This is a genomic window from Streptomyces sp. NPDC047917 (assembly GCF_043204345.1).
In the GTDB taxonomy this organism is placed as follows: Bacteria; Actinomycetota; Actinomycetes; order Streptomycetales; family Streptomycetaceae; genus Streptomyces; species Streptomyces sanglieri.
The window spans coordinates 66,660-79,791 of sequence record NZ_JBIDCA010000015.1; the positions used below are offsets into that span (position 1 = coordinate 66,660).

General features: G+C 73.4%; 3 protein-coding genes. All 3 read left to right on the forward strand.

The window, feature by feature from the left end; translation table 11 throughout:
* The first annotated feature begins 691 nt into the window (after nt 1-691).
* The 3 genes from ACGF8B_RS32910 to ACGF8B_RS32920 are packed head-to-tail and all read left to right on the forward strand — an operon-like array spanning nt 692 to nt 12,908.
* Entirely contained in the window at nt 692-1,945 is a 1,254-nt protein-coding gene (locus tag ACGF8B_RS32910) for an MFS transporter (RefSeq protein WP_392745754.1), read from the forward strand.
* Complete coding sequence (locus tag ACGF8B_RS32915) at nt 1,945-5,286, forward strand: type I polyketide synthase (protein WP_392745755.1); 3,342 nt, start codon at nt 1,945-1,947, stop codon at nt 5,284-5,286. The genes ACGF8B_RS32910 and ACGF8B_RS32915 overlap by 1 nt, the downstream gene beginning before the upstream one ends.
* Nucleotides 5,283-12,908 (forward strand): MupA/Atu3671 family FMN-dependent luciferase-like monooxygenase, encoded by a 7,626-nt coding sequence (locus ACGF8B_RS32920; protein ID WP_392745756.1) that lies wholly within the window; start codon nt 5,283-5,285, stop codon nt 12,906-12,908. The genes ACGF8B_RS32915 and ACGF8B_RS32920 overlap by 4 nt, the downstream gene beginning before the upstream one ends.
* Nucleotides 12,909-13,132 lie beyond the last annotated feature (224 nt).

The following is a 13,132-nucleotide window of genomic DNA, read 5'->3' on the forward strand; positions in this document are numbered from 1 at the left end:
TCAACCTGCCCTGCTGTCCCGAATCGCAGCTGGTCATCACTGCCGCGCCACCCTGCGCGACTCAGCACGCTACGTCCTCGGCGGGGCCCGCGTCCATGACTTGTACAACCCGCAACATTCCTCGGACACCGTGCGGTGTGACAGAAAACGCACCGACGGCGCTGAGAGGAGTACGGGGTCGTCCTACGGCCCCGCGGAAGACGACCGGGGCCTCTCCTGTGGGGGGTGGCGGCCCCGGTCGTCGCCCCGACGCCCGCCCCTCCGGCCAGGCGCTTCGCCGTGAACAGACCAACCGCGTGACCACTCGCGTGACCACTCGCGTGACCAATCCACGTGACCAACGCGACAACCGGTTCACCCGGATTTCGCCGACGGGACATCGCGCGCCCCGGAAAACGGCGCCGGACCTCGGCACCCACGCCCACCGCGTTCTCATCCACCTCCGCGCCCGCCACCGCGCCGCGATCACCCGCGCCCCCGCGGATCAAACGGGCGATCGTGGCCCGGAAATATCAGCGGCCTGGTGTGAAGCCCGTGACGGACGGGCAAGGCTTGACGGGATTGGCAGGTGCATGCGCAGCCACTGAACTCCGCGAGGGGAACGGGGCGTTGGGAGACCGACCCGGCGCATGAGGCTGAGGCGGCGGGCGATCGGGTGCCCACTCCCCCTCGTGGTTCCGAAAGGGTGCGCATGAAGCATTTCCGGCTGCTCGTTCTCGGCAACGGCGTTTCCGCGTACGGCAGTTATCTGAACATGGTCGCGCTGAACGTCTTCGTCTACGACGTCACCGGGAGCGCCCTGGCCGCGGGGCTCTTCATGGCGGTACGGCTGGGGACGAGTGTGGGGGCGGGGTTCGTCAGCGGGCGCCTCGTCTCGGCGTGCGACCGCAAGCGGCTGATCATCGGCGCCGACCTCGGCCAGGCACTGGCGCTGCTGGTGCTGCTCCTGGCGCCGGAGGCCGGCCGGGTCTCCCTGCTGTACTGCCTGGCCGTGGTCACCGGGGGCTGCTCGACGCTCTCGCAGGTCGCCCTGCGCAGCAGCATCCCGGAGATCGTGGGGGCCGAGCACCGGACCCGCGCCAACAGCCTGCTGGTCACCGGCCGCTCCCTCGCCATGATCGCGGGCTTCGCCTCGGCGGGTGTGGTGGTGGCGCAGCTGGGATACACGGCGGCGTTCGTCCTGGACGCGGGCACGTTCCTGGTCTCCGCGTCGGTTCTGCTGGTGCTGCCGATCCGCACGAGGGCCCGGTCCGAGGGGGCGGCGGGGTCCGACGGGGGCTCGCAGGGCGCCGGTCACCGTTCCGTCCGGCTGCTGTGGGCCGGGGCGCCGGTGCTGATGGCGATGATCGCCGTGCGGGCCGTCGACGGGCTGGGGTCCTCCTCGCACAATGTCGCGCTGCCCGTCTACTCCAGCCTGCTGGACCCCGACCATCCGGCCACCTTCATCAGCCAGTTCTGGGCCACCTGGGCGGTCGGCACCATCATCGCCCAGCAGGTGCTGGCCCGGCACAACCGCCGGACCGGACACACCCTGGGCGAGCGGGCCTTCGCGGTCGGCGCCTGTGTCATGTCGGGGGCGTTCATCATCGTGTTCAGCGGGCTGCCCACCGTACCGACGCTCGCCACCGCGCTCCTCGCCGGAGCGGCGGACGGAGTCACCGAAGTCGTCTACGTGTCACGGCTCCAGCTGGTCCCGGACGAGCAGCGCGGACGCCTCTTCGGGCTCTCCGCCTCGGCCGAGAACGCCGGGTTCGGGCTGGGGATGCTGATCAGCGGATCGCTGCTGGAGTCCTTCTCCCCGTTCCAGGTGGTCGCCTCCCTGCACGGCCTCGCCATCGTCCTGTGCCTCGCCCTGCTGACGCTGCTCGTGCTGCGCCGTTCCCCGGCCCGAGCCGGGCGATTACGTGAGACCGGCGACGCCCCCGTTCCTGAAGGGCGCGGCTGATGGGCGGGGGTGGGCAGGACCCGCGCATCGCCGTGGTCGGGATGGCCTTCCGGCTGCCGGGGGCCGACACCCCGGAGGACCTGTGGCGCATCATCCGTAACGGCGAGGACCGCTTCACCCGCTTCACGGCGGACGAACTGAAGGCCGCGGGAGTCCCCGGGGAGCTGTACCGGCGCGACGACTTCGTCGGGGCCTCGGCCGTCCTGGACGACATCGCCGGATTCGATGCCCGGCACTTCGGGATGAGCGCCCGCGAGGCCCGTCTGACCGACCCCCAGCACCGGCTGTTCCTGGAGTGCGCGCAGCACGCCCTGGAGAACGCCGGCTACCCCGACGAGCGGGACGGCGGGCGGATCGGGGTCTACGCCAGCACCGGCTACCACCTGTACAGCATGCAGTCCTATCTGCTCAACAACGTCCTGCCGAACGAGGACATCGCCGACTGGCTGGCCGGCATGCAGGTCCTGGTGGGCAACTACACCGACTTCAACGCGACCCGGGTCGCCCACCGGCTCGGTCTCACCGGCCCCGCCGTCAACGTGCAGACCGCCTGCTCCAGTTCGCTGGTGGGTGTCCACCTGGCCGCCCAGTCCCTGCTGCTGGACGAATGCGACATCGCGCTGGCCGGCGCCGGCGCCGTCCACGTCCCGCAGGTGCTCGGCTACCACTACGTCAAGGGCTCGATCCTCTCCAGGAGCGGCCGGCTGCGGGCGTTCGACGCGGCCGCGAACGGGACCGTCGGCGGCACCGGTGTCGTGGCCGTCGTACTGAAGCGGCTGGCCCGCGCGCTCGCGGACGGCGACACCGTGCACGGCGTCATCCGCGGCTGGGGCATCTGCAACGACGGCGCCGACAAGCAGGCGTTCGCGGCGCCCAGTGCGCGGGGCCAGCAGCGGGCCGTACGCCGGGCGCTGGACCACGCGGGCGTCGGGGCGGACACCATCGGGTATCTGGAGACCCACGGCACCGGCACCCTCAAGGGCGATCCCATCGAGCTGGAGGGGGCGGGCGCGGCGTACCGGCAGGACACGGACCGGACCGGATACTGCGCTCTCGGAGCCGTCAAGGCGAATATCGGGCATCTCGACGTGGCGTCCGGACTGGCCGGTCTCGTCAAGGCCCTGCTGGTGCTCAAGCACGGTGTGATCCCGCCGATCGCGGGCTTCGCCGACCCCAATCCGCTGCTCGGGCTGGACGACAGCCCGTTCTACGCGCCCCGCGCCCCGCACCCGTGGCCCGACAACGGCACCCCCCGGCGGGCGGGTGTCACCTCGCTCGGGGTCGGCGGCACCAACGTCCACCTGATCCTCGAAGAAGCCCCCGAGCCCGAGCCGCGTTCCGCCACCGCCGCCCCGCCGGACGTGCTTCTGGTCTCCGCGACGAGCCGGGAGGCCCTCGCCGACAACGTACGGTCCCTGCGCGACGTGCTCCGCAGGCGGACCGCCCTGCCCCTGGCGGATCTCGTCACGACCGCCGCGCTCGGGCGCTCGCACGGCCGGCACCGGATCGCGGTGCGGGCCGGCACACCGTCCGCGCTGGCCGATGCCCTGGACGCCTGGCTCCGCGCCCCCGCACCGCTCGCTGCCGCCGCGGGCCCCGTGCCGCCGGGGGACGCCTCCACCCGGGTGGTGTTCCAGTTCACCGGTCAGGGTTCGCTGCGCCCCGGGGCGGCGGCGGCCCTGTACGGACGGTTTCCCGTCGTGCGGGAGGTCCTCGACGCCTGCGAGGCGTGGCACCGCGGTCTCACCGGTGAACCGTTGCTGGCCGGACTCCTTACCGAGGGGGCGGGCACGCCCGGGGCCCTCTGGCCGACCGCGACCGCGCAGCCGGCCCTGTTCGCCCTCCAGTGCGCCCTGGTCCGGCTGTGGGACGAGGCGGGCATCGGGCCCCGGGCGGTGACCGGCCACAGCGTCGGTGAGTACGCGGCACTCTTCGCGGCCGGGGCACTGTCGCTCCAGGACGGCCTGGAACTCAGCACGCACCGGGGCCGGTTGATGCGGAATCACTGCGCGCCGGGTGCCATGGTGGCGGTGGCGCTGGAGCGCGAGTCCGCCGCGGAGCTCGCCGCCTCGCACCCGGGCCTGGAGCTCGCCGTGACCAACGGGGAACGCTCCCACGTGCTGGCAGGTCCCGTCGCGGTGGTGGACCGGATGTGCGCCGCGCTCGATGTCCGGGGCACCCCGTACGAGCGCCTCGCGGTGGACCGGGCCTTCCACACCGCTGCCACGGAGCCGATGCTCGACGCGTTCGCGGTGGTGCTGGCGAAGACTCCCTTCGCACCGGTACGGACCCGTTTCATCAGCTCTCTCGACGGCCGGACCCGGGAGCCCGGCTGGGTGCCGGACCCGGAGCACCTGGTCCGCCATGCCCGCGAGCCGGTGCGCTACGACGCCTCGCTGCGTGCCGTCGCCGGTGAACGGCCCGACGTACTCCTGGAGATCGGACCGCACACCACGCTCAGCAGCCTGGCCCGCCGCTCCCTGCCTGCGGTGCGGGCGGTTCCCTCCCTGCACCGGAGCACCGGACTCACGGCGCTCTTCGGCGCTGCGGCGGATCTGCACTGCGCGGGAGCGGAGGTCCGCTGGGAGACGTTCCTGGCCGGCACCGGAGGGCGGCGCGTCCCGCTGCCCGGCTACCGATTCCAGCACCGACACCACTGGGTCGGGGCCCCGCCCCCGTCCCGCGGACCCATTTCCCCGGCGAGAGAGGAACGCACCATGACGACAGAAGCGACGGAGACCGGACCGCTGCTGGACAGCATCCTCGGTTTCCTCTCCGGAGCCTTCGGAGAGGACCTCACCTCGGTCCCGGCCGACACCCCGTTCTTCGATCTCGGTGCGGACTCGCTCCTCATGATCAATGTGCTCCGGGAGATCGAACAGGAGCACCACGTCAAGATCACGATGCGAGAGCTGTTCGACGAGACGGGAACGCCCCGGCTGCTCGCCGAACTCGTCGCCGCGCGGCTGCCCGGGCAGCCCGGTCGGCCGAGCCGGTCCGGGCAGCCCGGCACCGTCCCCCGGCCGGCCGCCGCACCCGCGACCGCCCGGCCGGCGACGGGCGGCGCACCGCCGGTCCACGCCGCGTCGGCCGACGGCGCGCCGCCGGTCACCCACGCCGTCCCGCACGACGTCCCCCACCCCCATGCCGTCCCCCACCCCGTACCGCACGACGCCGTCGCGGACGCCGGGCTCGTCACCCGGCAGGAGCTGCAGGAGCTGGCCCTGCGGGTCCAGCAGCTGTCACAGATCCAGCTCCAGATGCTCACCCAGCTCTCCCAGTTGCTCACGCTCCAGAGCAACTCGACGGCGGCCATGCCGAACGACGAGGTGGTCCGGTGAACGAGCAGCAGAGCCTCACGGCCGCCCTGGACCGGGACCTGGCCGCCATGGACCGACTCGCGCGGCGCATCACCGAACAGATCGACGCCGCACCGGCCACGACCGGCAACGCGCAGCAGCCCCGGGCGCACGGGCCGCGCGTGGTGATCGCCCCCGACGCCGGCATGGTCCACTCCGCCTCGCCCCGCACGCAGCAGGAGCATCTCGACGACCTCGTACGCCGGTACACGGCACGTACGGCGGCCTCCAGACGGCTCGCCCAGCGCCACCGCCGCAGACTCGCCGACAGCAGAGCGGTCGTCGGGTTCCGCAGATCGACCAAGGAGATGCTCTATCCGGTGGCGGCCCGTCGCGCGCAGGGCGCGCGGATCGAGGACATCGACGGCAACAGCTACACCGACATCACCATGGGCTTCGGGGTGCTCCTCTTCGGCCACGAGCCGGACTTCGTCCGGGAGGCCGTGCGCGAACACCTCTCCCGGGGCATCCGGCTCGGCCCCCGCAGCGTCGAGACGGGCGCGGCCGCCGAGCTGCTGTGCGAGCTGACCGGGATGGAACGGGTGGCCTTCGCCAACTCCGGTACGGAGGCCAACGCGGCGGCGATCCGGCTCGCCCGTGCCGCCACCGGCCGCGACCGGATCGTCACCTTCCAGGGCTCCTACCACGGCCATGCCGACCAGGTGCTGGGCCGGCAGGCGGGCCACGGCGCCCAGGAGGGGACCGTGCCCGTCTCCCGGGGCATCCCGCAGAGTGCCGTCGCCGAACTGACCGTCCTCGAATACGGCAGCGAGAAGGCCCTTCGGGCGATCGAACGGGACGCGGAGCGGATCGCGGTGGTCATCGTCGAACCGGTGCAGAGCAGGCATCCCTCGCTCCAGCCGGCCGCGTTCGTCCGTGAGCTGCGCGAGCTGACCGCGCGTCACGGCATCGTGCTGATGTTCGACGAGATGCTGACCGGGTTCCGGCCCGCGCTCCGTGGCGCGCAGGAGCTCTACGGCGTCGCCCCGGATCTCGCCACCTACGGCAAGCTCCTCGGCGGCGGATTCCCCATCGGCGCGATCGCCGGGCGCTCCGACATCATGGACGGGGTCGACGGCGGTCACTGGACCTACGGGGACGACAGCGGTCCGACCGCCGACACCACCTTCTTCGGCGGCACCTACCTTCAGCATCCCGTGTCGATGACCGCGGCGCACGCCGTGCTCACTCATCTGAAGGAGCACGGTCCGCACCTTCAGGAACGGCTCAACGCCCGGACGAGCGAACTGGCCACCGGACTCAACGAGTTCTTCGACGCCGAGGAATTCCCCCTGCGGATGCGCTGGTTCGGCTCGCAGTTCCGCTTCGAGCACCGCGCCGACATGGAGCTCCTCTACTACCACCTGATGCTGCGCGGCGTGCACGTGTGGGAGTGGCGCAACTTCTTCCTCTCCACGGCCCACACCGACGGTGACATCGAGCATGTGGCCGATGCCGTGCGGGGGTCGCTGAGGGACCTGCGGAAGGCTGGTTTCTTCCGCACCGGCACGGCCCCGGCCCGGCGACCCGCTCCCGGCCGGGCAGCCGTCGAACCGGCGGCGGTCCTCCCCGTCCCGTCGGCCGAAGCCGTGACCGAAACCGTGCCCGAAGCCGCGGCCCACGAGGTCGCCGAACCGGTCGCCGGTTCCGTCGCCGAGCCGGTGGCCGAACCGGTCGCCGGTCAGGTGGCCGAAGCCGTGACCGACGCGCCGCCTCGTCCCGTGACCGATGCGCCGCCCGCTCCCGTGGCCGCCCCGGTTTCCGCGGCGCCCACTGCGCCGCGCCGCGCGGACTTCAGCCTCTACTTCTTCGGCGACTACCCGGACGACGGCCCCGGCCCGGAGGAGGGCCGCTACGAACTGCTCATGGAGGCGGCCCGGTTCGCCGACCGTCACGGGTTCGAGGCGCTGTGGATGCCCGAACGGCACTTCAACTCGTTCGGGGGCCTCTTCCCGAACCCCGCCGTCCTGGCCGCGGCGCTGTCCCGGGAGACCCGGCGCATCCGCATCAACGCCGGTTCGGTCGTGCTCCCGCTGCACGACCCGATCCGGGTGGCGGAGGAATGGTCCATGGCGGACAATCTCTCCGGCGGACGCGTCGGCCTCGGAGTCGCGAGCGGGTGGAACGCCAACGACTTCGTCTTCTTCCCCGAGCGCTTCGGGCCGCACAAGCAGGAGATGTACGACCGGCTGGAACAGGTACGGAGCCTCTGGCGGGGCGAGTCGCTGCGCCGCGCCACCGGGGACGGCGAACGGGATGTCCGGCTCTTCCCGCGCCCCGTCCAGACGATGCCACCGCTCTACACGGCGGTGGTCGCCAACCCGGAGTCGTACGAACGCGCCGCCGCGCACGACCTGGGCATCGTGACCAATCTGATGACCCAGGACGTCGACCAGCTCAGGGACAACATCGCCCGCTACCGCCGGACCCGGGCGCTGCACGGCCTCGACCCGGACGCCGGACGGGTCGCCGTCCTGATGCACACCTACCTCTCCGAGGACCACGACACCGCCCGCGCCGAGGCCTTCGCACCGATGGCCCGCTACATGCGGGCCTCCCTGTCCCTGTTCAGCGGCGTCACCAACAGCCTCGGTGTCACCACCGACCTGAGATCGCTCAGCGAGGACGATCTGGACGTGGTCTTCCGGCGCGCCTACGGCCGCTACTGCGACCAGCGGGCCCTGATAGGCGACGTGGACACCGTCCTGCCGGTGGCCGAGGCGGTGGCCGACGCGGGCGCGGACGAGATCGTCGCGCTGGTCGACTTCGGCGTCTCCGCGGACCAGCTGCGCGCCGGTCTCCCCCGGCTGGACGCCCTGCGCCGCCGGCACCGGGAGCGGCGGACACCCGCCCCGGGCGCGCCCCTGTCCCCGGGCCAGGAGCGGATCTGGTTCCTGGAACGCCTGCTCCCGGGACGCACCGCCTACAACGAGGTGAAGGCGATCCGCCTGCGCGGTGCGCTCGACACCGAGGCGCTGCACACCGCGCTGCGCCGGCTCGTCGCCCGCCACGAAGGGCTGCGCACCGTCTTCCGGCAGGCCGGCGATTCGGCGGTCCAGCTGGTGCGGGAGGCCGCCGGGCCCGACTTCGACGTGGTGGACGGCACGCTCCGGGCCGAGGCCGCCGCGCGGGAGGCGCTGGCGACGGAGAGCTCGCGCCGCTTCGACCTGGAGAACGGTCCGCTGTTCGTCAGCCGGCTCGTGCGTACCGCGGCCGACGAGCACGTACTGGTCCTGTCCTTCCACCACATCGTGGTGGACGCTGCCTCGGCGACCGTCCTGTGCCGGGACCTCGCCGCCTTCTACCGGGCGGCGCGCGACGGCACCGAGGCCGGTCTGCCGGCGCTGACCTGGAGCTACGCCCAGTACGCACGGGAACAGCGCGCGACGGCGGACGGCCCCGGCACCGCGCGGGACCTGGCCCACTGGCGGCGCGTGCTCGGCGGCGACCTCCCGGTCCTCGAACTGCCCACCGACCGCCCCCGGCCGGCCGAGATGACCTCCGAGGGCCGGGCCGTCTTCCACTCCCTGGGCCCCGGACTGTCCGAACAGGTCAGGCAGCTGAGCCGCGGCCACCGCGCCACCCTGTTCATGACCCTGGTGGCCGGCTGGGCGGCGATGCTGCGACGGGTCACGGGGCAGGAGGACCTCGTCATCGGCGTCCCGGTCTCGGACCGGCCGCAGCGGGCCGAGGAGCTGATCGGCTTCTTCGTCAACACCCTCGCCCTGCGGGTCGACCTCACCGGCGATCCCGGGTTCGCGACGCTGCTGGACCGGGTGCGTACCGTCGCGCTCGACGCCTACGACCACGCGGGGACACCGTTCGAGAAGGTGGTGCGCGTACTCGCGCCGCCCCGCAGGACGGACCGCACGCCGGTGTTCCAGGTGTGTGCCGAGTTCCAGTCGGCGGAGCCGTTCCGTCTCGACCTCCCCGGCGTCGAGGCGGTCGCGCTGGACGCGGGCCCCGACAAGGCGCTGACCGATCTGACGGTCTACTTCACCGACGGGCCGGAGGGTGTCCGCTGTCATCTGGAGTACAACGCGGAGCTGTTCGAGCCGGGCACCGTCGACATGTTCTTCACGGTCTTCCGCGACCTTCTGGCCGCCGCCGTCGACAAGCCCGGCACACCGCTGTCCCTGCTCGCGCGTCCGCCGGTCGAGGGTGACGAGGTGCCGGAGAGCTGGGAACACGGCCCGGTCCGGCCGGTCGCGGACACCACCGTGCACGACTGGGTCGCCCGGCAGGTGGCGGCGCACCCCGCGCGGACCGCGGTCGAGGGCGAGGACGCCGTACTGACCTACCGGGAGCTGGACGAGCGGGCCGGCCGACTCGCCGCCGTGCTCGCGGAACACCGGTCGGACGAGGACCGGGAACCCCTGGTGGCGGTGTGGCTGCCACGCTCCGCGGAGCTCGTCGTGGCGCTGCTCGCCGTGCTGCGGGCCGGTTGCGCGTATGTGCCGCTCGACCCGTCGCTCGGTGCCGTCCGCGCCGCGCAGGTGATCGCCGAGAGCGGCGCCCGCACGGTGATCGGCGACGCGGACGGAGCGGGAGACCTGCGGCTGCCCGGATCGGTGACCGTGCTCGCACCGGACGCCGCCCCGGCGGGAGACCCCGGGCCGGGCACCCGGTCGGCGACCCGCACCAGGGGTCCGTCCCCCTCCTCCGCGTGCTCCGTCATCTACACCTCGGGCAGCACCGGCACGCCCAAGGGTGTCGTGCTCACGCACCGCGGCCTGGTGGATCTCTGCCAGTGGCACCACGAACGCTTCGCGTTCACCGGCGACGACCGGAGCGCCGTCGTGTGCAGCCAGAGCTTCGACGCGTCCCTCCTGGAGATCTGGCCGGCGCTGACGGCGGGCGGCACGATCGTCGTGGCCGGTGAGCCGGTCCGCCGCGATCCGCTCGCCCTGGCCCGGTGGTACGCGGACCGGGGCATCGCCTTCAGCGTCCTGCCGACCGCTCTGGGCGAAGAGGTGCTGCGCCTGCCGGTGGCCGATCAGCCTCCGCTGCGCCATCTGCTGCTGGGCGGCGAGGCGCTCCGGAGCCGTCCCCGGCCCGAGGCCCCCTACGAGACGGTGAACATCTACGGCCCGACCGAGACGACCGTGCTGTGCGTCGCCGACACAGTGTCGCCCGGGGCCGACGGGCCCGTCCCGGACGATGACGAGGACGTGATCGCGATCGGGCGTCCGGCCGACAACGTGACGCTGCGCGTGGTGGATGCCTCGGACAAGCCGGTGCCCATCGGCGCGGTGGGGGAACTCCTCGTCGGTGGTCCGGGGGTGGCCGCGGGCTATCTGCACCGGCCGGACCTCACCGGGGAGAGGTTCACGGCCGAGCCGGAGGGCGGGACGGAGGCCGGGGCGGAGGGCCAGGCGGAGGCCGAGCCGAAGGGCCGGGCGGAGGCCGAGCCGAAGGGCCGGGCGGAGGCCGGGGCGGAGGGCCGGTCGGAGGGCCGCCACTACCGCACGGGTGATCTGGTCCGCTGGACGACGGACGGACGGCTCGTGTTCGTGGGCCGTGGCGACGACCAGGTGAAGATCCGTGGATTCCGGGTCGAGCCGGAGGAGGTGGCGCAGGTACTGGGCCGTCTCGACGGTGTCCGCCGGGCGGCCGTCGTCGGCCTGCGCCGTGCGAACGGCGAGGCCTTCCTGGCCGCCTACGTGGTACCAGCGGAGCCCGGCCCCGACGGTACGGCGGAGCAGCGGTCCCGCACCGACCGGTGGGCCGAGGAGCTGAACGGCCACCTGCCGGAGTACATGGTGCCGCGCGCCTGGCGGATCCTCGCCGAACTGCCGCTGACCGGTAACGGCAAGCTGGACCGGACGCGGCTCCCGGCGGCCGGCCCCTTCCTCTCCTCGGCCGGTCCGTCCCTGTCGTCGGCCGATCCTTTCCTCCCCTCAGCCGGTCCCACCCCCCTGGCTGACGGCTCCTTCCTCCCCTCGGCCGGTCCGTCCCTCCCCTCGGCCGGTCCCTCCCTCCCGGTGGACGGGGAGGGGACACACCGGGCGGCCGGCCCGGCGCCGGAGGCCGGACCCCGCACCGCGATGGAGAACGGACTTCGCGAACTCTGGGCGGCCGAGTTCGGCCTCACCGCGCCGGGCGTCGATCCGGATGTCTCCTTCTTCGACCTGGGCGGGCATTCGCTCACCGCGATGAGGCTGGTCAACCGGATCAGGGAGGCGTGGGGCGTCGAGTACCCGCTCTCGCGCCTCTACCAGGAGCCCACCCTGCGCGCCATGACGGAGTTCGTGCGCGGCGCCGGATCGAGAAGGGTCGTCCGCCGGGGTCCGGCCAGTCGGCAGCAGTCCCGTTTCGCCACCCTGCACGCCCGCCACGCCAAGCCGCAGGTCTTCAACGTCGCCCTGCGGATCGCCTTCTCCGGCCGACTGGACCCCGGATCGCTGCGCACCGCACTCCAGCAGCTGACGGAACGTCATGAGGCGCTGCGTACCCGCCTCGTACCGGCGGACCCCGGCTCCTGGCGGCAGGAGGTGCTCGAACCCCGCCCCCTCGACCTGCCCGTCGACGACCTCGCCTCACGGCCGGAGCCCGATCGGCGGGCCGAGGTGGAACGGCTCGCCGAGCGGGCGGCGGAGACACCGCTCGACCTCTTCGAGGGGGACGTGCTCTCCGCCCGTCTGCTGCGCACCGGCGCCGAGGAGTGGGTGCTGCTGCTCGTGATGCACCACTGCACCTGCGACGGGTGGGCCCTGACCACGCTGCTGAAGGAGCTCGCCGCGCTCTACCGTACGGCCGCCACCGGAAGCGGCCCCGGCCTGTCGGTCTCGGTGCCGCAGCAAGTGGAGTACGCGCACTGGCAGATAGCCCACGAGGCTGCGACCGGTGGGCGCCGCACGGACTACTGGCTGGAGGAACTCGCCGACGCCCCCTTCACCGCGGATCTGCCACTGGACCGGCCGCGGCCCGGCACTCTCAGCGGGCGGGGCGGAGTCGTCGAGTTCACCGTGCCCGCCGAGGTCCGGGCCGATGTGGAACGGCTGGCCGCCCGCCGGGCGACCACGCCCTTCGTGGTGACCGCGGCGGCGCTCGGCCGGCTGCTGGCGGCCAAGGCCGGGCAGGAGGACGTGGTGATGAACATCTCCTACGCGGGCCGGGAGAGCCGCGAGTTCGAGTCCCTGGTGGGCTGCACGGCCACCGGGTTCGCCCTGCGGGTCCGTGACGCGCGCGCCGGTTCCTTCTCGGCGCTGACGGACCGGGTCACCCGTACGACGGTCCTGGGCATGGAGCACGCCATGCCGCCGCGCCAGGTGGCGCCGGTGATGCGGGAGCGCAGGGGCGTCGAGATACCGGACAGCCTGGCCATCGGCCTGGCCTACGAGAGTTCGCTGGACACCGGCATCGAACTGCCGGGGCTCACCACCACGGTGGCGGAGATCGCCCCGGCCGCGTCGCGGTCGGAGTTCATCATGGTGCTGACCCCGGCCGGGGACGTCCTGGAAGGCGCCGTGGAGTACTCGGCCGACCTGTGGGACCGGGAAACGGTCGAGACCTGGACCCGGGAGTACGTGCGGCTGCTGCGGGACGAGGCCGGGGAGGCGCTCGCCGACGACGACCGCCTCCACCGCGACAGCCCGAGGTAGCCGGCCCCGGGGGGGGGGGGGGCCCGGGGGGGGGGGGGGGGGGGCGCCCCCCCCCCCCCCCCCCCCCGGCGGGCCCCCGGGGGCCCCCCCCCCCCCCCCGCACGCCCCCACCGCGAGCCCCCCCCCCCCCCGCCCCCCCCCCCCCCCCCCCGCCCCGGGGGGGGGGGCCCGCGGCGGGCGCCGGCCCCCCGCCCCCCCCCCCCCCCCCCCCCCCCCCCCCCCCG